General features: G+C 60.0%; 23 protein-coding genes, 1 tRNA gene and 1 pseudogene. 17 read left to right on the top strand and 8 right to left on the bottom strand.

What is annotated here, in order from left to right; genetic code table 11:
• The first annotated feature begins 108 nt into the window (after window positions 1-108).
• Both upp and BSF44_RS21980 read left to right on the top strand, forming a co-directional pair.
• On the top strand, window positions 109-747 hold the full coding sequence (gene upp / locus BSF44_RS21985) for a uracil phosphoribosyltransferase (protein ID WP_008045998.1): 639 nt from the start codon (window positions 109-111) through the stop codon (window positions 745-747).
• 2 nt (window positions 748-749) lie between these two features.
• Complete coding sequence (locus BSF44_RS21980; RefSeq protein WP_095945287.1) at window positions 750-2,024, top strand: uracil-xanthine permease family protein; 1,275 nt, start codon at window positions 750-752, stop codon at window positions 2,022-2,024.
• A 100-nt stretch (window positions 2,025-2,124) separates the two neighbouring features.
• Here the strand turns inward: BSF44_RS21980 and hemH are convergent, their stop codons facing one another.
• Both hemH and BSF44_RS21970 read right to left on the bottom strand, forming a co-directional pair.
• Window positions 2,125-3,147, bottom strand: coding sequence for a ferrochelatase (hemH, locus tag BSF44_RS21975; RefSeq protein ID WP_095945286.1), 1,023 nt, complete (start codon window positions 3,145-3,147; stop codon window positions 2,125-2,127).
• Between the two features lie 13 nt (window positions 3,148-3,160).
• Window positions 3,161-4,063, bottom strand: coding sequence for a TIGR01777 family oxidoreductase (locus BSF44_RS21970; protein ID WP_095945285.1), 903 nt, complete (start codon window positions 4,061-4,063; stop codon window positions 3,161-3,163).
• A 196-nt stretch (window positions 4,064-4,259) separates the two neighbouring features.
• Between BSF44_RS21970 and BSF44_RS21965 the strand changes: the two genes are divergently transcribed.
• The 7 genes and pseudogenes from BSF44_RS21965 (at window position 4,260) to BSF44_RS21935 (ending at window position 10,050) form a co-directional block, all read left to right on the top strand.
• Window positions 4,260-5,246: an NAD(P)/FAD-dependent oxidoreductase gene (locus BSF44_RS21965; protein WP_095945284.1), complete on the top strand. Its 987-nt coding sequence runs from the start codon at window positions 4,260-4,262 to the stop codon at window positions 5,244-5,246.
• Window positions 5,247-5,400: 154 nt separating this feature from the next.
• A complete protein-coding gene (locus BSF44_RS21960) occupies window positions 5,401-6,360 on the top strand; it encodes a DUF523 and DUF1722 domain-containing protein (RefSeq protein ID WP_095945283.1) in 960 nt (319 codons plus the stop codon).
• A complete protein-coding gene (locus tag BSF44_RS21955; protein WP_095945282.1) occupies window positions 6,360-7,301 on the top strand; it encodes a MerR family transcriptional regulator in 942 nt (313 codons plus the stop codon). The genes BSF44_RS21960 and BSF44_RS21955 overlap by 1 nt, the downstream gene beginning before the upstream one ends.
• A gap of 21 nt (window positions 7,302-7,322) precedes the next feature.
• The gene (gene phrB / locus BSF44_RS21950) at window positions 7,323-8,765 is read left to right on the top strand and encodes a deoxyribodipyrimidine photo-lyase (RefSeq protein WP_095945294.1); all 1,443 of its coding nucleotides are present in this window, start codon (window positions 7,323-7,325) and stop codon (window positions 8,763-8,765) included.
• A gap of 2 nt (window positions 8,766-8,767) precedes the next feature.
• A pseudogene (locus BSF44_RS21945) lies at window positions 8,768-8,866 on the top strand (nuclear transport factor 2 family protein); the annotation flags it as partial.
• On the top strand, window positions 8,863-9,645 hold the full coding sequence (locus BSF44_RS21940) for an SDR family oxidoreductase (RefSeq protein ID WP_095945281.1): 783 nt from the start codon (window positions 8,863-8,865) through the stop codon (window positions 9,643-9,645). The pseudogene BSF44_RS21945 and the gene BSF44_RS21940, both read left to right, overlap by 4 nt.
• A 99-nt stretch (window positions 9,646-9,744) precedes the next feature.
• The gene (locus BSF44_RS21935; protein WP_007981864.1) at window positions 9,745-10,050 is read left to right on the top strand and encodes a YkgJ family cysteine cluster protein; all 306 of its coding nucleotides are present in this window, start codon (window positions 9,745-9,747) and stop codon (window positions 10,048-10,050) included.
• A 122-nt stretch (window positions 10,051-10,172) separates the two neighbouring features.
• Here BSF44_RS21935 and BSF44_RS21930 read toward each other — a convergent pair whose 3' ends face one another.
• The 6 genes from BSF44_RS21930 to hemA all read right to left on the bottom strand — a co-directional run bounded on the left by BSF44_RS21930 (window position 10,173) and on the right by hemA (window position 15,546).
• Entirely contained in the window at window positions 10,173-10,691 is a 519-nt protein-coding gene (locus BSF44_RS21930) for an acyloxyacyl hydrolase (RefSeq protein ID WP_095945280.1), read from the bottom strand.
• Between the two features lie 122 nt (window positions 10,692-10,813).
• The gene (gene murI / locus BSF44_RS21925; protein WP_095945279.1) at window positions 10,814-11,605 is read right to left on the bottom strand and encodes a glutamate racemase; all 792 of its coding nucleotides are present in this window, start codon (window positions 11,603-11,605) and stop codon (window positions 10,814-10,816) included.
• Window positions 11,598-12,353, bottom strand: coding sequence for a molybdopterin-synthase adenylyltransferase MoeB (locus tag BSF44_RS21920; RefSeq protein WP_095945278.1), 756 nt, complete (start codon window positions 12,351-12,353; stop codon window positions 11,598-11,600). The genes murI and BSF44_RS21920 overlap by 8 nt, the downstream gene beginning before the upstream one ends.
• Window positions 12,347-13,177 (bottom strand): peptide chain release factor N(5)-glutamine methyltransferase, encoded by an 831-nt coding sequence (prmC, locus tag BSF44_RS21915; protein ID WP_095945277.1) that lies wholly within the window; start codon window positions 13,175-13,177, stop codon window positions 12,347-12,349. The genes BSF44_RS21920 and prmC overlap by 7 nt, the downstream gene beginning before the upstream one ends.
• A complete protein-coding gene (gene prfA / locus BSF44_RS21910; protein WP_095945276.1) occupies window positions 13,178-14,260 on the bottom strand; it encodes a peptide chain release factor 1 in 1,083 nt (360 codons plus the stop codon).
• Window positions 14,257-15,546, bottom strand: a complete 1,290-nt coding sequence (gene hemA / locus BSF44_RS21905) for a glutamyl-tRNA reductase (protein WP_095945275.1) — start codon at window positions 15,544-15,546, stop codon at window positions 14,257-14,259. The genes prfA and hemA overlap by 4 nt, the downstream gene beginning before the upstream one ends.
• Window positions 15,547-15,781: 235 nt before the next feature.
• On the opposite strand from hemA, the gene BSF44_RS21900 reads away from it, so the two are divergent.
• The 8 genes from BSF44_RS21900 (at window position 15,782) to ychF (ending at window position 22,699) form a co-directional block, all read left to right on the top strand.
• Window positions 15,782-17,506: a tetratricopeptide repeat protein gene (locus BSF44_RS21900; RefSeq protein WP_095945274.1), complete on the top strand. Its 1,725-nt coding sequence runs from the start codon at window positions 15,782-15,784 to the stop codon at window positions 17,504-17,506.
• Window positions 17,507-17,510: 4 nt separating this feature from the next.
• Window positions 17,511-18,128, top strand: a complete 618-nt coding sequence (gene lolB, locus BSF44_RS21895; RefSeq protein ID WP_095945273.1) for a lipoprotein insertase outer membrane protein LolB — start codon at window positions 17,511-17,513, stop codon at window positions 18,126-18,128.
• A gap of 1 nt (window position 18,129) precedes the next feature.
• Entirely contained in the window at window positions 18,130-18,981 is an 852-nt protein-coding gene (gene ispE / locus BSF44_RS21890) for a 4-(cytidine 5'-diphospho)-2-C-methyl-D-erythritol kinase (RefSeq protein ID WP_095945272.1), read from the top strand.
• 36 nt (window positions 18,982-19,017) lie between these two features.
• Window positions 19,018-19,092, top strand: a tRNA-Gln gene (locus BSF44_RS21885).
• A gap of 46 nt (window positions 19,093-19,138) precedes the next feature.
• The gene (locus BSF44_RS21880; RefSeq protein WP_003208392.1) at window positions 19,139-20,080 is read left to right on the top strand and encodes a ribose-phosphate pyrophosphokinase; all 942 of its coding nucleotides are present in this window, start codon (window positions 19,139-19,141) and stop codon (window positions 20,078-20,080) included.
• Between the two features lie 142 nt (window positions 20,081-20,222).
• The gene (locus BSF44_RS21875; RefSeq protein WP_095945271.1) at window positions 20,223-20,822 is read left to right on the top strand and encodes a 50S ribosomal protein L25/general stress protein Ctc; all 600 of its coding nucleotides are present in this window, start codon (window positions 20,223-20,225) and stop codon (window positions 20,820-20,822) included.
• A gap of 169 nt (window positions 20,823-20,991) precedes the next feature.
• A complete protein-coding gene (gene pth, locus BSF44_RS21870) occupies window positions 20,992-21,576 on the top strand; it encodes an aminoacyl-tRNA hydrolase (RefSeq protein WP_095945270.1) in 585 nt (194 codons plus the stop codon).
• A 22-nt stretch (window positions 21,577-21,598) separates the two neighbouring features.
• Window positions 21,599-22,699 (top strand): redox-regulated ATPase YchF, encoded by a 1,101-nt coding sequence (gene ychF, locus BSF44_RS21865; protein WP_095945269.1) that lies wholly within the window; start codon window positions 21,599-21,601, stop codon window positions 22,697-22,699.
• Window positions 22,700-22,787: the final 88 nt, after the last annotated feature.

The raw sequence follows: 22,787 nt of genomic DNA, 5'->3' as shown, positions 1-22,787 counted from the left end.
GAGGCCAGATCAAGCGTTTGTGGACTAACGTACTGTATGTCTATAGGACAACACCCTCGGATAGATTAATCTAGGCCGGTTTTTTTGCCCGCCGCCGGAGCCTTTCCCATGCCCATCCTCGAGATCCGCCACCCGCTGATCCGTCATAAACTTGGCCTGATGCGCCGCGCAGACATCAGCACCAAGAATTTCCGTGAGCTCGCTCAGGAAGTCGGCGCCCTGCTGACCTATGAAGCCACCAAAGACCTGCCGCTGGAATCCTACGATATCGAAGGCTGGTGCGGCACTGTGTCGGTGGAGAAAATCGCCGGCAAGAAGATTACTGTCGTGCCTATCCTGCGTGCCGGCATCGGCATGCTCGAGGGCGTGCTCAGCCTGATCCCGGGCGCCAAAGTCAGCGCCGTGGGCGTGGCCCGCAACGAGGAAACCCTCGAAGCCCACACCTACCTGGAAAAACTGGTCCCGGAGATCGACGAACGCCTGGCCATGATCATCGACCCGATGCTCGCCACCGGCGGCTCGATGGTCGCCACTATCGACCTGCTGAAAAAGGCCGGTTGCAAGGACATCCGCGCCATGGTGCTGGTTGCCGCGCCGGAAGGCATTGCCGTGGTCGAGAAAGCTCACCCGGACGTGACCATCTACACCGCGTCCATTGATCAAAAACTGAACGAACACGGTTACATCATCCCGGGCCTGGGCGATGCTGGCGACAAGATCTTCGGCACCAAGCAGAAGGACGCGTGAGCATGCAGCAAGAGTTCAACGATCCGCTCTGGCGCACGGTGCTGTCCGGCGCACAGATGCTGTTCGTGGCTTTCGGCGCCCTGGTGTTGATGCCGCTGATTACCGGCCTCGACCCGAACGTGGCACTGTTTACCGCAGGCCTGGGGACGATCCTGTTCCAGATCGTCACCGGACGTCAGGTGCCGGTGTTCCTGGCATCGAGCTTTGCCTTTATCACCCCGATCATTCTCGCCAAAGGTCAGTTCGGCCTGGCCGCGACCATGGGCGGCGTGATGGCGGCAGGTTTCGTCTACACCTTCCTCGGCCTCGCGGTGAAGATCAAAGGCACCGGCTTCATCGATCGCCTGCTGCCTCCGGTGGTGATTGGTCCGGTGATCATCTCCATTGGCCTGGCCATGGCGCCGATTGCCGCCAACATGGCCATGGGCAAGGCCGGCGACGGCAGTGAATTGATTCATTACCAGACGGCGATGATGATCTCGATGCCCGCGCTGCTGACCACACTGATCGTCGCGGTATTCGGCAAGGGCATCTTCCGCCTGGTGCCGATCATCTCCGGCGTGCTGGTGGGCTTTGGCATGGCGTTCTACTTCGGCGTGGTCGATACCGCGAAGATTGCGGCGGCGCCGTGGTTCGCCATCCCGCACTTCACCGCGCCGGAATTCAACTGGCAGGCGATTCTGTTCATCGTTCCGGTAGCCCTGGCCCCGGCCATCGAGCACATCGGCGGCGTGATTGCCGTGGGTAGCGTGACCGGTCGCGATTACCTGAAGAAGCCCGGCCTGCACCGTACCCTGCTCGGCGATGGCATTGCCACCACGGCGGCCGGTCTGTTCGGCGGCCCGCCCAACACCACCTACGCCGAAGTGACCGGTGCGGTCATGCTGACCAAGAACTACAACCCGAAGATCATGACCTGGGCAGCGATCTTCGCCATCAGCCTGGCGTTCATCGGCAAGTTCGGCGCACTGCTGCAAAGCATTCCGGTGCCAGTGATGGGCGGGATTCTGTGCCTGTTGTTCGGTTCGATTGCGGCGGTGGGGATGAACACGCTGATCCGCCACAAGATCGATCTGGGCGAGGCGCGCAATCTGGTGATTGTGTCGGTGACTCTGGTATTCGGGATCGGCGGCGTGCTGATCGGCACCGGCACCGGGCCGGACGATTTCGGCCTCAAGGGCATCGCGCTGTGCGCGGTGGTGGCGATTGGCTTGAACCTGATCCTGCCGGGCAATGACAGCTGGAAGCACAAGAAGGCGCAGGAGCCGCTGATCTAACTGCTTGAGATACTTATAGCGCCAGATAGCTATCGCGAGCAGGCTCGCTCCCACAGGGGAATGCATTCCAACCGTGGGAGCGAGCCTGCTCGCGAAGCTTTTAAAGCACCACCGGTGCTCGCTCGCACAACGCACTCAACGCCCGCGCCCAATGCGGGTCATCGTTGAGGCACGGCACCAGCACCAGGTCTTCTCCCCCCGCTGCGCGGAATTGCTCCTTACCGCGATCACCGATTTCTTCCAGTGTTTCGATGCAATCGGCAACGAACGCCGGGCACATCACCAGAACCTTTTTCACGCCGCTCTTGGCCAACTCATCGAGGCGCGCTTCGGTGTAGGGTTCGATCCATTTGGCGCGCCCCAGACGCGACTGGAACGACACCGACCACTTGCCCTCCGGCAGCCCCATGCGCTTGGCAAACTCTGCCGCCGTACGCAGGCACTGGCCGCGATAACAGGTAGCGAGCACCTCCGGCGGTGCCCCGGCGCAGCAATCACCGCCACCCTCGAAGCTGTGACCGGGATTGAGCTTCTTCAGATGCCGTTCCGGCAACCCGTGAAAACTCATCAGCAAGTGATCGAAATCCTGCTGCAAATGCGGCCGGGTCGTGGCCACCAGCGCATCGAGGTATTCCGGTTGGTCGTAGAACGGCTGGAGTACCGCCAACTGCACGTCGAGATTTTTCTCGCGCACCACGCGCCTGGCCTCTTCGATGACCGTAGTCGTGGTGCTGTCGGCGAACTGTGGATATAACGGCGCCAGGGTGATTCGCTTGTGCCCCGCCGCGACCAGGCGCACCAGCATCGACTCAATCGACGGCTCGCCATAACGCATCGCCAGTTCGACCGGGCCGTGCTGCCATTGACGGATCATCGCTTGTTGCAAGCGACGACTGAGCACCACCAGCGGCGAGCCTTCGTCCCACCAGATCGAGGCATAGGCATGGGCCGACTGCTCGGGACGCTTGATCAGGATCAGCGACACCAGCAGCCGTCGAACCGGCCATGGCAGGTCGATCACGTACGGGTCCATCAGAAATTGATTGAGGTAACTGCGCACATCCGCCACCGAGGTGGAGGCAGGTGAACCCAGGTTGACCAGAAGCAACGCGTGATCGGTCATGCAACGTCCTATTTCAAAGGCGACCGGACAGATCGTCCAGAGCCGCGCGCAAATCCGTGAACTTAAAAGTGAAACCAGCCTGTAACAAGCGCACCGGAGTGGCGCGCTGACCGCCCAGCAACAACAGCGACAACTCGCCCAGCCCCACCTTCAATGCGAAGGCCGGCATCGGCATGAACGTCGGGCGATTCAGTACGCTGCCCAGCGCCTCGGCAAACTCGCGGTTGCGCACCGGCTTCGGCGCGCACGCATTATAGGGACCGCCGGCCTCGTTGCGATGCAGAAGAAAATCAATCAGGGCGATTTGATCGTCGATATGAATCCATGGCATCCACTGCCGGCCGTTGCCGATCGGGCCTCCCAGGCCCAGCTTGAACGGCAGTAACAGCCGCGACAAAAAGCCGCCCTCGGCCGATAGAACCAACCCGGTACGGACAAGGATGACGCGAATGCCCAGCGCTTCAGCCCGCTGGGCGGTCTCTTCCCAAGCGATGCATAACTGACTGGCGAAATCATCGATGACCGGTGGCGACTCTTCGGTCAACTCACGTTCGCCACCGTCGCCATACCAACCGACAGCGGAACCGGAGATCAGCACCCGGGGTTTCTGATCGCGGCTTTCCAGCCACGCCAGCAGGGTTTCAGTCAGCGAGATGCGACTGCTCCACAACAGGGCTTTACGTTTGTGCGTCCAGGGCCGGGCGGCAATCGGCGCACCGGCAAGATTGATAATTGCATCGACAGGCTCCTGCCCGAGATCCTCCAGCCGGGCAATTCCACGCACTTGGGCACCACATATTTTCGCGACATTTTCAGGTTGGCGGCTCCAGACTGTCAGACGATGACCCTGGCCCAACCAGTGCCGGCAGAGCTGACGTCCTATCAAACCAGTACCGCCGGTCAGCAATATGTGCATGACTTCTTCCTCGCGTGGCGTTTTACCTTGTCCATTAGTCTATTTTTATAAGCAGGGATCTTTGGTATCGAGCAGGCTCTATGTTTAACAATAGGCCAAGCTATCAAATCAAGAACGCTAAAAGTTATACCATCAAACAATATTGTACAGGTTTTAACCCCGGCGTAGTCTGTACAGAAAGGTAAACGAGGCCCCTATGACTGTACCTATCGCAATCATCGGCACCGGCATTGCCGGACTCTCCGCCGCCCAGGCCCTGACGGCCCTTGGGTATGTGGTTCAACTTTTCGATAAAAGTCGCGGCAGCGGCGGGCGCATGTCGAGCAAGCGCAGCGATGCGGGTGCCCTGGACATGGGCGCGCAATACTTCACCGCCCGCGACCGCCGCTTTGTCACGGAAGTTCAGCGTTGGCAGGCCGAAGGCTGGGTCGCCGAATGGGCGCCGCAGCTGTACACCTACCATGGCGGCCAGCTCAACCTGTCGCCGGACGAGCAGACTCGCTGGGTCGGCACGCCCCGCATGAGCGCCATCACCCGCGCCCTGCTCGGTGACCTCGAAGTGCATTTCGCCTGTCGGATCACCGAGGTCTATCGCGGTGAAGAACACTGGCACCTGCAGGACGCCGAAGGCTTCACCCACGGTCCGTTCAGCCACGTGGTCATCGCCACGCCGGCCCCACAGGCCACGGCTCTGCTGGCATCGGCGCCGAAACTCGCCGGGGCCGCCGCCGGGGTGAAAATGGACCCGACCTGGGCCATCGCTCTGGCGTTCGAAACGCCGCTGGATACGCCCATGGAAGGCTGCTTCGTCCAGGACAGCCCACTCGACTGGCTGGCCCGCAACCGCAGCAAACCCGGGCGCGACAACACCCTCGACACTTGGGTGCTGCACGCCACCAGCGCCTGGAGTCGCCAGCACATCGATTTGTCCAAGGAAGCGGTGATCGAACAGTTACACGGCGCGTTTGCCGAACTGCTGCACGATTCCATGCCCGCGCCGAGCTTCAGCCTCGCCCACCGCTGGCTCTACGCCCGCCCCGCCAGCAGTCACGAATGGGGCACCCTGGCCGATGCCGACCTGGGGCTGTACGCCTGTGGCGACTGGTGCCTGTCCGGACGCGTCGAAGGAGCCTGGCTCAGCGGTCAGGAAGCCGCCCGCCGTTTGCATGCGCACCTGCAGTAAAGAGCATCGATCCGAGTAAATCGCTGCTGTCGTCCTGGCAGCAGCCCGCCAGAAAAGCTATACAAAAATATTGACTTGTATAACTTCGAATCTATGATGAAGTTATCTTGTACAGATCCTAATTTTTGTACAAGTTTAGATTCGAGGTGCTCTGATGCTCCACTCTTCCGCCAAACCGAAAATCGCCATCAGTGCCTGCCTGATGGGGCTCGACGTGCGCTACAACGGTGGGCACAAGGAGTCGCGGCTGTGCAGCCGCACCCTCACTGATTACTTCGATTTCATCCCGGTCTGCCCGGAAGTGGCCATCGGCCTGGGCGTACCCCGTCAACCGATTCGGCTGGTGGGCAGTGCGGATCAACCCGAAGCCGTGGGCAGCCTCGACCACGGGCTAAACGTGACGCAACCGCTGGCCGCCTACGGCCGGGACATGGCAGCGCAACTGGGGGATATTTGCGGCTACATCTTCATGCAAAACTCCCCGTCCTGCGGGCTGGAGCGGGTCAAGGTCTACCACGTCAGCGGCGCACGGGCCGACAGAGACGGGCGCGGGATCTACGCCAGGGCCTTCTGCCTGCGGCACCCGGACCTGCCGGTGGAGGAAGACGGTCGGCTCAACGATCCGGTGCTGCGGGAAAACTTCCTCACCCGTGTGTTCGCCTACAGCGCCTGGCAGCAGCTGCGCCAGGAGGGCATGACCCGGCGCGGTCTCACGGACTTTCACTCGCGCTACAAATACCTGCTGATGGCCCATAACCCGGTGCAATACAAAACGCTGGGTCACCTGTTGGGCAACATGGGTAAAAACGATCCGCGGGAGGTGGGCCCCCGCTATTTCAGCGAACTGATGGTGGCACTGAAAAAATGCGCCACCCGCCGTACTCACGCCAACGTCCTGCAACACCTCAGTGGCTACTTGAAACAGGCCATCAACAGCGAAGACAAGCAGGAAGTGCAGCTCGTGATCAGCCAGTACCGCCTGGGCATCGTGCCGCTGGTGGTGCCGCTGACACTGCTCAAGCATCACTTTCGCCAACACCCCGACCCGTACATCGCACAGCAGATTTACCTGCAACCGCACCCGGAAAACCTCAGCCTGCGAAACGCCATCTGATGAAAAAAGCACTCGACACCAGCGCCCGCGAAGACCTCGGCGATGACTTTAAAAAGGCGTTGGACGAAGGCTGGCTGCCGATCCGTGAAGTGGCGCGGCAAACCGGGGTCAATGCCGTGACCTTGCGCGCCTGGGAGCGACGCTACGGCCTGATCGTGCCGCTACGCACACCCAAGGGCCACCGGTTGTTCTCGGCCGACCACGTACAACGCATCCAGACCATCCTCACCTGGCTCAACCGTGGCGTTGCCGTCAGCCAGGTCAAACCATTGCTCGACACGCCGCAAGCCTTCAGCGAGTCCGTCGACAACGATTGGCACGCCTTGCTGCAAACGTTGCAGCAGGCGGTCAGCCGATTGCAGGAGCGCGCCCTGGATGACGGCGTCAATCAGGCCATGGCGCTATATCCGCCGCGAACCCTGTGCGAGCACTTGCTGATGCCCTTGCTGGCCGCTCTGGAGCAACGCTGGCAAGGCCAGTTCGGAGCGCAGATGGAGCGAGGCTTTTTTTGTGCCTGGTTGCGCAGCAAGTTCGGTGCGCGCATCTACCACAACAATCGTCAGTTGCGCACCGCGCCGATGCTGCTGGTCAACCACTCGGACCGGCCCATGGAGCCGCATCTGTGGCTCACGGCCTGGCTGATCAGCAGCGCGGATTGCCCGGTGGAGGTCTTCGACGGACCGCTGCCTGTCGGAGAATTGGCATTGGCGGTCGAACTTCTGCAACCCCGTGGGGTTCTGCTGTACTCAAGCAAAGCCTTGAACCTGATGCAACTGCCGAAACTATTGAAAGGAATCAGTTGCCCAAAAATGATTGCCGGACCAACGGTATGCATCCACCACGCCGAGTTGTCCGTCAATGTTGCCGAGATCGCTGACTTGTACCTGGCCGAAGATCCGTTGTCGGCACATCAGGCACTCGTTCAGCACCGGCTGATTTAAATGAATAGCGTGGACACCAAAATGCAATTGATCTGGCTGCGCAGTGACTTGCGCCTGCATGACAACACCGCCCTCTCGGCTGCCGCGGCTCGCGGCCCGTGCGTGGCGGTGTATCTGCTGAGTCCGGAACATTGGCTGGAACACGACGATGCGCCCTGCAAAGTGGACTTCTGGCTGCGTAACCTGCGCGAGTTGAGCCGCGAACTGGGTGAACTGAACATTCCCCTGCTGATCCGCCAGGCATCGCGTTGGGATGACGCACCCAGCGTATTGCTGAACCTGTGCCGAGAGTGGCAGGTCGACGCGTTGCACCTTAACGAGGAATACGGCATCCATGAGTCCCGTCGTGATGCAGCGGTTGCCCGGACGCTACAGGCCGAAGGCATCGAAGTTCGCCGCTACCTCGATCAATTGCTGTTCAAGCCCGGGAGCGTGCTGACCCGGACCGGCACTTACTTTCAGGTCTTCAGCCAGTTCCGAAAAGTCTGCTACGAACGACTGCATCACTCGCTGCCCAACCTGGTCCGCGCACCGCACAAACAAGCGCCGCTGAACATTGCCGGCGATACGATCCCCGCAAGTATCGAGGGTTTCGCAACGCCCGATGACAACCTGCGCAGCCTGTGGCCGGCTGGCGAGACCGAAGCCCGGCATCGCCTCGACCATTTTGCCGATGCGCAGATCGATCACTATCAAAGCGAACGCGATTTCCCGGCAAAAACCGGCACCAGTCAGCTTTCGGCCTATCTGGCCGCCGGAGTGATTTCTCCCCGCCAATGCCTGCACGCCGCCTTGAACAACAATCAGGGTGAATTCGAAAGCGGCAAGACCGGCGCCGTCACCTGGATCAACGAACTGCTATGGCGCGAGTTCTACAAACATATCCTGGTGGGCTACCCACGGGTTTCCCGGCACCGCGCGTTTCGTCTGGAAACCGAAGCGCTGGCCTGGCGCAACGCCCCCGAAGAACTGGCCGCCTGGCAACAGGCGCGTACAGGCTTGCCGATCATCGACGCCGCCATGCGCCAACTGCTGGCAACCGGCTGGATGCACAACCGCCTGCGCATGGTGGTGGCGATGTTCCTGACCAAGAACCTGCTGATCGACTGGCGCGAAGGCGAACGCTTTTTCATGCGTCACCTGATCGATGGAGACCTGGCGGCGAACAATGGTGGCTGGCAGTGGAGTTCCTCCACCGGCACCGACTCGGCGCCTTACTTCCGGATTTTCAACCCGCTGAGCCAGTCGGAAAAATTCGACCCCGAAGGCGTATTCATCAAGCAATGGCTGCCGGAACTGGCCGGCTTGAATAAAAAAGACGTGCACAACCCCGCCAATCTCGGCGGCCTTTTCGGTGTTGTGGATTACCCTTCACCGATCGTCGACTTGAGTACTTCCCGTACGCGTGCGTTGATGGCATTCAAAAACCTGCCCTCGCGGCAATACGCCGCCGTTGGGTCATAAATTACCGCCACCGGGATGACTTCGATGCCGGGGCTTTGCATTATGAACATTTACCCGAATTGGGCCGGGCAATTACCCGGCTGAAAAGGAGATTGGGATGAGTCGTACACTCGCACGACGATACTGGCTGACCGGTGCAAGCAGCGGCATCGGTGCTGCCCTGGCCGAAGAAATCCTGAAAACCGGTGCGCACCTGGCCGTCAGTTCGCGCAACGTGGCCCCCCTGAAAGACTTGTCGCTCCGTTACCCGGGGCAAGTGCTTGTGGTTGCCGGAGACCTGACCAACAGCCAGACCGTACGCGAGATCGGCGAGCGGATTGCCGAAGACTGGGGCTCGCTGGACACCGTGATACTCAACGCCGGCACCTGCGAGTACGTGGATGCCAAACAGTTCGATGCGTCGATTGTGGAGCATGTGGTGCGTACCAACCTGCTGGCCAGCAGCTATTGTATCGACGCCGCTGTACCTTTGCTGCGGGCCGGCACCGCACCGCATATGATCGCCATGGCCAGTACGGTGACTTACCTGCCGCTGCCCAAGACAGAAGCCTATGGCACCTCAAAGGCCGGACTGCGTTACCTGTTGGAATCCCTGCGCATCGACCTGGCCCCTGAAGGCATAGAGCTCACAGTGATCAACCCCGGGTTTGTCGAAACGACGCTGACGGCGAAGAACGAGTTTTCCATGCCCTTGAGCTGGCCGGTGGAGAAAGCTGCTCGGCACATCTTCGAAAAACTCAAGGAGCGCCCGCTGGAAATCGCTTTCCCGGCAGCGTTCATGGCCACCCTCTGGCCACTCGCCAAATGGCCGGACCAAGTGAAACTGGAGATCGGCAAACCCATGGTGCGCGGCCAGCCACCGATCAAGGATCAACCCTGAAAATCTCCATTATCGGTAGCGGCATCCGGGACGTTCCGATACTTGAGCGTCCGTCAGACCTTTCACACAGCACCCGGTGACTGCCTTACACTGCGCGCCATGAAAACCATCCCCCATACGCAAATCGCGGAACCCGCGGTCACCTGCTCGACCTGCGCAGCCTGCTGCTGCCAGCTCGAAGTCATGCTGATCACCGATACGGGTGTGCCTGAACGGTTCATCGATACCGATGACTGGGGCGGGGAAGTGATGCTGCGCCTGGATGACGGCTGGTGTGCCGCACTGGATCGCAACACGATGATGTGCACCATCTACGAAAAACGCCCACTGATCTGCCGGGAGTTCGAAATGGGCGCACCGGAGTGCATCGACGAACGCCAGGGGATTTCGACGGCGTATCGCTGAACGGGAAAACAACACAGCTCCTGTAGGAGCGAGCCTGCTCGCGATTGCGGACTGTCAGCCAACTAAGCTGGCAACTGACACACCGTCATCGCGAGCAGGCTCGCTCCTACAGGGGGATGCAATTACAACGGCAACGTGTAATGCAGCGAATAGCTTTCTACACCGTCGTTGGAACTGGCGAGCCCGGCGTTGGAATAGTGCGTCGCGCGGACCCCGACTTCGTGGCCGCCATTGAAGCGCAGACCAAAACCGAACCGGTCTTCAAACTGGAAAGAACTGCCCAGGTTGTTGTCTTCGATTCGCGTATTGGAGAACGCCGCCACACCAATGCCTGCTTCAACGTAGGGCTTGACGTTCTGGCCGGCAAACTCGTAAACGAATACCGGGGAGAAAGACAGGCTGTTATTGCTGGAGGTCTTGTCGCCTTCCCAGTAGGTGTAGGCGCCGCTCCAGTAACCGGTCAGACGACCCACGTCACTCTGCCACCAGCTCTGGTCCCAATCGAATTGCATGCCCAGTCGATACGTCATGGTCGAATCGCTGGTCTGACCAACCGCGAACTCCACACCTGCCGCCTGCGCGGTAAACGTGTGCCCCATCAGTGCGGCCGCAATCGCGGCCAAGCAGAATAGTCGCTTCACTTGAAACTTCCTTTTGTGAACGATTTCGTATGGTTTTTTTGTTGCCAAACCCTGCAAAACTATAGAAGTCAGCGATTTATCAGAAGTTCACCCGACTCTTCGTATTCCCCCCGGACAGCCTTCTACCTGTTGAAGCTTCGCACAACACCAGAGGTATTCCACAGTATCGGCAAGATATTTCTGAAATGTAGCGGATCAGCGCTGGTCCAGAACTGCGCTTCACGGACCGGGCCCTCGGCGAGCAGCTCGCCTTCGGCCAGCAGACGTTGAAGTTGCCGTGCGACGGCGGCACCGGTGTCGATCAGGCTGATGTCATCGGGGATCATCTGCCGCAGCAACGGCTTGAGAAAGGGGTAATGGGTACAGCCGAGAATCAGGGTGTCCGCGCCGGCGGCCAGCAGTGGCCGAACATACCCGGCCAACAGCTGGCGCAACTCGGAGCTGCCCAGGTCGCCGCTTTCAATCAGCTCCACCAGCCCGGGACAGGGCTGGGTGATCACTTTTACGTCCGTGGCGAAGCGGTCGAGCAATGCGGCGAACTTGGCGCTCTGCAAGGTACCGGTGGTGGCCAGCACCCCTACCACGCCAGAGCGGGTTGCGGCGGCGGCCGGCTTGACTGCCGGCTCCATGCCGACGATAGGCCATTCTGGATAGTCGCGACGCAAGTCGGCGACACCGGCCACCGTCGCCGTGTTACACGCCAGCACCAGGGCTTTGGCGCCCTGTTGCCGAAAGAAGTCGGCCATCACGCTGCAACGGTGCTGGATAAATTCCGGAGTTTTTTCGCCGTAGGGAATATTCCCACAGTCGGCGACATACAACAGAGACTCATTGGGTAGCAATCGCTGGATCTCGGCCAGTACCGAGAGCCCGCCGACACCGGAGTCGAACACGCCAATCGGCGCTTCACGCATGTTTCGACCCACAGACGCTGCAACCCGGATCGCGCTTGACCCGCAATTCACGGAAGCGCGTGCCCAAGGCATCGATCAACAACAGCCGCCCCACCAGCGGCTCGCCGAATCCGGCCAGCAACTTCAGTGCTTCGAGCGCTTGCAGACTGCCGACCAGCCCCACCAGCGGACCGACCACACCGGCCTCGCTACAGGTCAATTCGGCTTCACTGCCGTGCCCGTATAAACAGTGGTAGCAAGGACTCTCCGGCCGACGCGGGTCGAACACCGACAGTTGCCCTTCGAGGCGAATCGCCGCGCCGCTGACCAGCGGTTTGCCGGCCAACACGCACGCGGCATTGACTGCTTCACGGGTGGAAAAGTTGTCAGAACAGTCGAGGACCAGATCCACCTCGGCCACCACGGCGGCCAGGGAATCTTCATCCAGCGCCGCGCGATGGGCGATCAGTTGAATCTCGGGATTGATCGCGCTCAGACGCTTGATTGCCGAATCGACCTTGGTCATGCCGACGCTGTCGGTGTCGTGAATGATCTGGCGTTGCAAGTTGGTCAGGTCGACCGTGTCGAAGTCCGCCAGGTGCAACTCGCCAACGCCGGCTGCCGCCAGATACAGCGCCACTGGCGCGCCAAGGCCGCCAAGACCGACGATCAATACGCGGCTTTCCTTGAGCCGCAACTGGCCGTCGATATCGATGTGTTGCAGCAGAATCTGCCGGCTGTAACGCAGCAACTCCTGATCATTCAGCACGGCAGGCGCCCCAGACTGATGCGTTGGTGACCGCCCAGATCGGTGCGGCTGTGGACTTCTTCAAACCCCCGGGTCAGCAGCAAATCGCGGACCGCCTCGGCCTGATCATAGCCGTGTTCGAGCATCAGCCACCCACCCGCCTCCAGATGATCCGGCGCCTGGGCGACGATCAAGCGCAGATCGTCGAGCCCGTCGACACCCGCCACCAGGGCGCTGGCCGGTTCGAAGCGCACATCGCCCTCGACCAGATGCGGATCGGCCGCTGCGATGTAGGGCGGATTGCTGATGATCAATTGAAAACGCTGGCCTTCCAGGGCGCTGAACCAATGGCTGCTCAGCACGGTGGCGTTGTTCAGGTGCAGACGCTGGCGATTGCGCTCGGCCAGAGCCACGGCTTCCAGCACGCGATCCACGGCAGTGACGTTCCAGGCCGGACGCTCGCTGGCCAGGGCCAGAGCGATGGCGCCGCTGCCGGTGCCAAGGTCGAGCACTTTGGCGGGAGTGGCCGGCAACAGTTCCAGCGCGGCTTCCACCAGCAGCTCGGTGTCCGGGCGCGGGATCAACGTATGCGGCGCCACTTCCAGGTCCAGCTTCCAGAAGCCCTGCTGGCCGAGGATATAGGCCACCGGCTCACCGCCGCGGCGGCGCTGCAAATATTCGGCGAACGTCAGTGCCGCTTCACTCGGCACGATGCGCTCCGGCCAGGTGTGCAGGAAACTGCGGGACTTGCCCAAGGCCGCCGCCAGCAGCAGTTCAGCATCCAGACGCGCTGTCGGCGAGTCAGGTAAATCGGCGGCGCGCAACAAACTGGCAATGATCGTCATTTACTCACCTATCGCGGCCAGTTGATCGGCCTGGTACTCGGCCAGCAACGGCTCGATCACCGCCTCGACGCCGCCGGCGAGAATCTCGTCGAGGGAATACAAGGTCAGGTTGACCCGGTGGTCGGTGACCCGGCCCTGGGCAAAATTATAGGTGCGGATGCGCTCGGAACGGTCGCCGGAGCCGACCAGCAACTTGCGCTCGCTGGCGATGGCGTTGGCTGCGGCGCTGGTCTGCTGATCGTTCAGCTTGGCCGACAACCAGGACATCGCCCGGGCGCGGTTCTTGTGCTGCGAACGCTCTTCCTGGCACTCGACCACGATGCCGGACGGCAAGTGCGTGATACGGATCGCCGAGTCGGTCTTGTTGACGTGCTGGCCACCGGCGCCGGAGGAGCGATAGGTGTCGACGCGCAGGTCGGCCGGGTTGATCTCGATGGCTTCCTGTTCGTCCGGCTCGGGCAGTACCGCCACGGTGCAGGCCGAGGTGTGGATGCGGCCCTGGGACTCGGTCGCCGGAACCCGCTGCACACGGTGCGCGCCGGATTCGAACTTCAGCTTGCCGTAGACGTTGTCACCCTCGACCCGGGCAATCACCTCTTTATAGCCGCCGTGTTCACCCTCGTTTTCCGAGAGGATCTCCACCCGCCAGCCACGACGCTCGGCGTAACGCGAATACATGCGGAACAGGTCGCCGGAGAAGATCGCCGCTTCGTCACCGCCGGTACCGGCACGGATCTCGAGGAACACGTTGCGTCCGTCGTTCGGGTCCTTGGGCAGCAGCATGCGTTGCAGATCGGCTTCGAGCGTGACCAGGCGTTCCTTGGCCTCGCGGACTTCTTCCACGGCCATTTCACGCATGTCCGGGTCGCTGTCCTTGAGCAGTGCCTGGGCGCCTTCGAGGTCGTCCTGCACTTTCAGCAGTTCTTTATAGGCGCCCACGATCGGTTCAACTTCCGCGTACTCCTTGGAATAGGTGCGGAACTTGTTCTGATCGGAAATGACCTCGCCGTCGCCCAGCAGGGCAGTCAATTCCTCGAAACGGTCCTGGAGGATATCCAGCTTATTGAGCAGTGACGCTTTCATTGCGGTTTTTTATCCGAAAAGCTATCCGATGAGCCCTCACCGAGGGCAAAGAGTTCCTGGGCCATCGCCAGCGCATCCAGGCGACCTTCGGCAGAGAGCTTTTTCAACTGCACGCTCGGTGCGTGCAACAGTTTGTTGGTCAGCCCGCGGGCCAGTTGCACCAGCACCTCTTCGGCACTGCTGCCGTTGGCCAGCATGCGCTGGGCCTTTTGCAATTCCTCGTCACGCAGGCGTTCGCTCTGTTGACGATAGGCCTTGAGCACGTCCACCGCCGCCAACTCGCGCAGGCGGACCATGAAATCTTCGGCGCCGACCGAGACCATCTCTTCGGCGGCCTGGGCTGCGCCCTGACGACTCTTGAGGTTCTCGGCAACCACTTCGTGGAGATCGTCGACGCTATACAGGTAAACGTCGTCCAGCTCGCCGACTTCCGGCTCGATGTCTCGCGGAACAGCGATATCCACCATGAAGATCGGTTTGTGCTTGCGCAGTTTCAAGGCGCTTTCCACCGCACCCTTGCCCAGGATCGGCAACTGGCTGGCGGTGGAACTGATGACGATATCGCTGCGCACCAGTTCTGCCGGAATATCCGACAACAACACCGCATGGGCACCGAACTGTTCGGCCAGGATGCTCGCGCGCTCCAGGGTACGGTTGGCGACGACGATGCGCTTTACACCCAGGTCATGCAGATGGCGGGCGACCAGGGTGATGGTCTCGCCGGCGCCGATCAACAAGGCCTGGCTGCGTTGCAGGTCGCTGAAAATCTGTTTGGCCAGGCTCACCGCGGCAAACGCCACCGACACCGGGTTCTCGCCGATGGCCGTGTCGGTGCGCACCTGCTTGGCCGCATTGAACGTGGCCTGGAACAAGCGCCCGAGCAATGGCCCGATAGTCCCGGCCTCGCGGGCCACGGCATAGGCGGATTTCATCTGGCCGAGAATCTGCGGTTCGCCCAACACCAGCGAGTCGAGCCCGGAAGCCACCCGCATCATGTGACGAACTGCCGCATCATCTTCATGCACATAGGCGCTTTCGCGCAGCTCGTCGTAGCTCAAATGATGATATTCGGCCAGCCAGCGCAGCACGATCTCCGCCGACAGGTGATCCTGTTCTATATAGAGTTCACTGCGATTGCAGGTGGAGAGGATCGCAGCTTCGCGGCTGTCGGTGAGTCGGCAGAGCTGCTGCAAGGCCTCAACCAGCTGCTCAGGGGTAAAAGCCACGCGCTCGCGGACGTCTACTGAAGCAGTCTTGTGGTTAATACCGAGTGCAAGGAAGGCCATTCAAAGTCGCTGATTGTGACGTGAAGCCGGTAATTGTCCTACTTCGACGGAATCAGAACAACTATTCGATATCTATTGCGCCATCAGGCGCTGCCGCGGGTTGCGAGCAGTTCTCGTTTACACGACCATCAGGGTGATCCGGATCGGGTTGGCAGGTAAATTGCCGGGCCGGTTATGTTTGGCCGAAAGCTTGTGTCATGATGATCCGACCGCAGGTTAGTCGTCCTCTTCCTATATGAATAGATCCTCCGCGTTGCTCCTCGCTCTTGTCTTCCTCAGCGGCTGCCAGGCCTTGGCACCCGTTTCGTCGGACGGCGCGCCGCCGGTTGAAGACAGCACCCCGGCCCCTGAAAAGCCCAAGGTCTACAGCTCATTCAGCGAGGAAACCATCTATAGCCTGTTGAGCGCCGAACTGGCTGGCCAGCGCAATCGTTTCGACATTGCCCTGGACAACTATGTGACCCAGGCCATCAATACTCAGGATCCGGGCATCTCCGAGCGGGCATTTCGTATCGCCGAATATCTGGGCGCCGATCAGGCAGCCCTGGATACCGCGCTGATCTGGGCCAGGAACGCCCCCGACGACCTCGAAGCGCAACGCGCCGCCGCCGTGCAACTGGCTCGCGCCGGGCGTTATGACGACTCCATGGTTTATATGGAGAAAGTCCTGCAAGGCAAGGGCGACACCCATTTCGACTTCCTTGCGCTGTCCGCGGCCGACACCGACCAGGACACCCGCAATGGCTTGATGCAAAGCTTCGATCGTTTGTTGCAGCGTCATCCGGACAACAGCCAGCTGATTTTCGGCAAGGCCTTGCTGATGCAACAGGACGGCGACGCCAAAGGCGCGTTGAAGCTACTGGAAGACAATCCGCCGGAGGACGGCGAAATCGCGCCGATCCTGCTGCGCGCGCGGCTGTTGCAAACCCTGAATCGCGGTGACGAGGCCTTGCCGCTGCTGCAAAAAAGCATCAAGAAATACCCGGACGACAAGCGCCTGCGCCTGACTTACGCGCGGATGCTGGTTGAACAGGACCGCATGGACGACGCCAAGGCCGAGTTTTCGAGCCTGGTCCAGCAATACCCGGAAGACGACGAACTGCGTTATTCCCTGGCACTGGTCTGCCTGGAAGCCAAGGCCTGGAACGAGGCCAAGGGTTATCTTGAAGACCTGATCGCCCGCGAAAGCCACGTCGACTCGGCGCACCTGAACCTCGGCCGCATCGCCGAAGAACAGAACGACCCGCAAGGCGCGCTGATCGAGTACGCCAAGGTTGGCCCGGGCAGCGACTACCTGCCGGCGCAATTGCGTCAGGCCGACATCCTGATCGACAACGGCAGGACCGCCGAAGCCCAACGCAAACTGGCGGCAGAGCGCGACGAGCAACCGGATTACGCGATCCAGTTGTACCTCATCGAAGCCGAAACCCTGTCCGCCAACAATCAGGGCGACAAGGCCTGGAACGTTCTGCAACAAGCCTTGCAGCAATATCCGGACGATTTGAACCTGCTCTACACCCGCGCCATGCAGGCGGAAAAACGCAATGACCTGGCGCAGATGGAAAAAGACCTGCGCACGATCATCAAGCGCGACCCGGACAACGCCATGGCATTGAACGCCCTCGGCTACACCCTGTCCGACCGCACCACGCGCTACGCCGAAGCCAAGGCCCTCATAGAACAGGCGCACCAGATCAGTCCGGAAGACCCGGCGGTACTCGACAGCCTTGGCTGGGTGAATTACCGCCTGGGCAATCTCGACGAAGCCGAGCGCCTGCTGCGCCAGGCCCTGGAACGCTTCCCCGACCAGGAAGTCGCCGCTCACCTGGGCGAAGTCCTGTGGGCCAATGGCAAACAGCGCGAAGCGAAACAAGTCTGGGGCAAGTTCCTCAAGGAACAGCCTGACAGCCCGACCTTGCGCGGCACCATCAAACGCCTGACCGGATCAGAGACTCTTTAAGATTATGTTTTTGCGCCATTTCATCGTTTTCAGTTTTATCGCCCTGCTCGCCGGTTGCGCAGGCCTGGGTCCCCGCGAATCGGTCGTGGGTCATGGCAACGCCACCCAATGGCGTGAGCACAAACAGCAGCTTGCGGGCCTTGATGGCTGGCAGATCGACGGCAAAATCGGCATTCGCGCACCGAAAGATTCGGGCAGCGGCACGCTGTTCTGGTTGCAGCGCCAGGATTACTACGACATTCGCCTGTCCGGACCACTGGGCCGCGGCGCGGCTCGCCTTACCGGACGTCCGGGCAAGGTGTCGCTGGAAGTCGCCAACCAGGGGCGCTACGACGCGCCGAACCCGGAAGTGCTGCTCGAAGAACAGCTGGGCTGGAAATTGCCGGTGTCCAACCTGGCCTGGTGGGTGCGCGGGCTCCCGGCTCCGGACAGCAAAAGCCGCCTGACCCTGGACGGCGACAGTCGTTTGGCCAGTCTCGAACAGGACGGTTGGCAGGTCGAATACACCGAATATACCCAACTGAACGGTTACTGGCTGCCCGAACGGATCAAACTGCATGGCACCGACCTGGATGTCACGCTGGTGATCAAGACTTGGCAACCGCGCAAATTGGGGCAGTGAAATGCCAGACAATCGCCTGACGCTGCCCTCGCCGGCCAAACTCAATTTGATGCTGCACATTCTGGGTCGCCGTGAAGACGGCTACCACGAACTGCAAACGATGTTTCAGTTTCTCGATTACGGCGACGAAATCACCTATGCCCTGCGCGACGACGGTGTCATTCAATTGCACACCGAATTCCCGGGCGTCCCCCACGACAGTAACCTGATCGTCAAGGCCGCCAGAAAACTTCAGGAGCAATCCGCTTGCTCGCTGGGCGTCGATATCTGGATCGAAAAGATCCTGCCCATGGGTGGTGGCATCGGTGGCGGCAGCTCGAATGCGGCAACGACATTGCTGGGTTTGAACCATCTGTGGCAATTGGGCTGGGATGAGGATCGCCTGGCCGGGCTGGGGTTGACGCTGGGCGCAGACGTCCCGGTTTTCGTACGTGGCCACGCGGCTTTCGCCGAGGGCGTGGGGGAGAAACTGACACCTGTCGACCCGGAAGAACCGTGGTATCTGGTGCTGGTGCCGCAAGTCTCTGTAAGTACGGCAGAAATTTTTTCAGATCCGTTGTTGACACGTAACACTCCTCCCATTAAAGTGCGCCCCGTTCCCAAGGGAAACAGTCGAAATGACTGCTTGCCGGTGGTAACAAGGCGTTATCCAGAGGTACGTAACGCTTTGAATTTGTTAGGTAAATTTACCGAAGCAAAACTCACCGGAACTGGAAGTTGTGTGTTTGGGGGCTTCCCAAGCAAAGCTGAAGCTGATAAAGTCTCGGCCCTTCTTACAGAGACCCTTACAGGGTTTGTAGCAAAAGGAAGCAACGTTTCGATGTTGCATCGCAAGCTGCAAAGTCTGCTCTAAAGGAACCGATTACTGGGTAATCGTTGCAACAGATACAGGGGCGTCGCCAAGCGGTAAGGCAGCAGGTTTTGATCCTGCCATGCGTTGGTTCGAATCCAGCCGCCCCTGCCATTTTCCTATACTCATCCAGGTTACCCTCAGCCTTCAGGTACTGCGCGTGTCCAAGATGATGGTCTTTACGGGGAACGCTAACCCCGATCTGGCTCGGCGTGTCGTACGTCAGCTGCATATCCCTCTCGGTGACATCTCTGTCGGTAAATTTTCCGACGGCGAAATTACCGCCGAGATCAATGAAAACGTCCGCGGTAAAGACGTCTTCATTATTCAGCCGACTTGCGCTCCGACCAACGATAACCTGATGGAACTGGTAGTGATGGCTGATGCCTTCCGCCGCTCCTCGGCTACTCGTATCACTGCTGTTATTCCTTACTTTGGTTATGCCCGTCAGGATCGCCGTCCGCGTTCCGCACGTGTGGCTATCAGCGCGAAAGTCGTCGCTGACATGCTTACCGTAGTCGGCATCGACCGTGTTCTCACGGTTGATCTGCATGCTGACCAAATCCAGGGTTTCTTCGATATTCCGGTAGATAACATCTACGGCTCCCCGGTTCTGGTGGATGACATCGAAGATCAGCGCTTCGAAAACCTGATGATCGTGTCCCCGGACATTGGCGGCGTCGTGCGTGCACGTGCAGTTGCCAAATCCCTGGGCGTGGATCTCGGGATCATCGACAAACGCCGTGAGAAAGCCAATCACTCTGAAGTGATGCATATCATCGGTGATGTCGAAGGGCGTACCTGTATTCTGGTCGATGACATGGTCGATACCGCCGGCACCCTGTGCCACGCGGCCAAGGCCCTGAAAGAGCATGGCGCTGCCAAGGTTTTCGCCTACTGCACACACCCTGTGCTGTCGGGTCGGGCGATCGAAAACATCGAAAATTCCATGCTGGACGAACTGGTGGTGACTAACACCATCCCGTTGTCCGCTGCTGCACAAGCCTGCTCGCGTATCCGTCAACTGGATATCGCGCCGGTAGTTGCCGAGGCGGTTCGCCGCATCAGCAATGAAGAATCGATCAGTGCGATGTTCCGCTAAGGGCCCTGCCCTTCTCGAAATGTCTCGTTGACGAAAAGCGCCCCGCCCCGGCATTCCTGTCGGGGCGGGGCTTTTTTGCCCATATCGCCTTTAGCGCTGGTCGCAAACGCTGGGGCGAATGTGGTTATTTTGGAGATACAACATGAACGATTTTACCCTGAATGCTGAAGTGCGTTCCGACCTGGGGAAAGGTGCGAGCCGCCGCCTGCGTCGTCTCGCCGCCCTGGTTCCAGCTGTAGTTTACGGTGGCGAAAAAGCCCCTGAATCCATCAGCATGCTGGCCAAAGAAGTTGCCAAACTGCTCGAAAACGAAGCGGCTTACAGCCACATCATCGAGCTGAACATTGGTGGCACCAAGCAGAACGTCGTGATCAAAGCCCTGCAACGTCACCCGGCCAAAGGCCACGTGATGCACGCTGACTTCGTACGCGTAGTCGCTGGCCAGAAACTGACCGCTATCGTTCCAGTGCACTTCATCAACGAAGAAGCACCGACCAAGAAAGGCGGCGAAATCTCGCACGTTGTTGCCGAGATCGAAGTTTCCTGCCTGCCGAAAGATCTGCCTGAGTTCATCGAAGTCGACCTGGCTAACGCTGAAATCGGTTCGATCATTCACCTGTCGGACCTCAAGGCTCCTAAAGGCGTTGAGTTCGTGGCCCTGGCACACGGCGATGACAAGGCTGTTGCCAACGTCCACGCTCCACGTGTTGCTCCAGAAGCTGCAGAAGGCGCTGCAGAGTAATATTACTCTGTACGCCGGAGTGACCGGAAACATCGCGGACTAGAGCATAGCGAGAAAGCGGGCGAGAACGCGGAGTTTACATCATGGTAAATGAGCTATTTTCGTCCACTTTCGCCGCTCTCCCTGATTGCGGCGATGTTATCCACCACTCCAAGGAAGGGCCCCTATCGTGACTGCCATCAAACTGATCGTTGGCCTGGGAAATCCAGGCGCTGAATACGAACAGACCCGGCATAACGCAGGGGCCCTTTTTGTTGAGCGCATCGCGAACGCACAAGGCGTGAACCTTGTGGCGGACCGCAAATATTTCGGCCTGACCGGGCGCTATTCGCATCAGGGTCAGGATGTTCGTCTGCTGATTCCCACCACGTACATGAACCGCAGCGGCCAGGCCGTAGCGGCACTCGCCGGGTTCTTCCGCATCAAGCCTGAAGAAATCCTCGTGGCGCACGACGAACTCGACCTGCCACCGGGCGTTGCCAAACTCAAACAGGGCGGCGGCCATGGCGGTCACAACGGGTTGCGCGACATCATCGCGCAACTGGGCAATCAGAATACCTTCTACCGCTTGCGGCTTGGCATTGGCCACCCGGGCGTTGCCAGTATGGTTTCAAATTTCGTCCTGAGTCGTGCGCCACGCGCCGAACAGGAAAAACTCGATGCCAGCATCGACTTTGCCCTCGGCGTGCTGCCGGATATCCTCGCCGGGGAATGGAACCGCGCGATGAAAAACCTGCACAGCCAGAAGGCCTGACTTTTACCCGAGGGGAAACACCATGGGATTCAATTGCGGCATCGTCGGCCTGCCTAACGTCGGCAAGTCCACCCTGTTCAACGCCCTGACCAAATCCGGTATCGCGGCCGAAAACTTCCCCTTCTGCACCATCGAGCCGAACAGCGGTATCGTGCCGATGCCGGATCCGCGTCTGGATGCCCTGGCGGTCATCGTCAATCCAAAGCGCATCCTGCCGACCACCATGGAATTCGTCGACATCGCGGGCCTGGTTGCCGGCGCGTCGAAAGGTGAAGGCCTGGGCAACAAGTTTTTGGCCAACATCCGTGAAACCGATGCCATCGCCCACGTGGTCCGCTGCTTCGAAGACGAGAACGTGATTCACGTCTCCAACAGCGTCGACCCGAAACGCGACATCGAAATCATCGACCTGGAACTGATCTTCGCCGACCTCGACAGCTGCGAGAAGCAACTGCAGAAAGTCGCGCGCAACGCCAAGGGCGGTGACAAGGACGCAGTGGTCCAGAAAGGCCTGCTGGAGCAGCTGATCGCTCACTTCACCGAAGGCAAGCCGGCGCGCACTCTGATGAAGAACATGGGCGCCGACGAAAAAGCGGTGATCAAGGGCTTCCACCTGCTGACCACCAAGCCGGTCATGTACATCGCCAACGTCGCAGAAGACGGTTTCGAGAACAACCCGCTGCTGGACATCGTCAAAGCCATCGCCGAAGAAGAAGGCGCTGTGGTTGTACCGGTGTGCAACAAGATCGAAGCGGAAATCGCCGAGCTCGATGACGGCGAAGAGAAAGACATGTTCCTCGAAGCTCTGGGCCTCGAAGAGCCTGGCCTGAACCGCGTGATCCGCGCCGGCTATGAAATGCTGCACCTGCAGACCTACTTCACCGCCGGTGTCGAAGAAGTCCGCGCCTGGACCGTGCGCGTCGGTGCCACCGCACCACAAGCCGCTGGCGTGATCCACACCGACTTCGAAAAAGGCTTCATCCGCGCCGAAGTGATCGCCTACAACGACTTCATCCAGTACAAGGGCGAAGCCGGTACCAAGGAAGCCGGTAAATGGCGCCTGGAAGGCAAGGACTACATCGTCAAAGACGGCGACGTGATGCACTTCCGCTTCAACGTGTAAACCACACCGCCCAAAAAAAAGCCGCGTTTGATACGCGGCTTTTTTGTGCCTGAGATTTTCACCGTTCAACTGTAGGAGCGAGCAGGCT

The sequence above is a fragment of the Pseudomonas sp. ACN8 genome, from assembly GCF_002303925.1.
In the GTDB taxonomy this organism is placed as follows: domain Bacteria; phylum Pseudomonadota; class Gammaproteobacteria; order Pseudomonadales; family Pseudomonadaceae; genus Aquipseudomonas.
The sequence above is the reverse complement of the archived record's forward strand: the minus strand, read 5'-3'. Positions and strand labels throughout refer to the sequence as shown.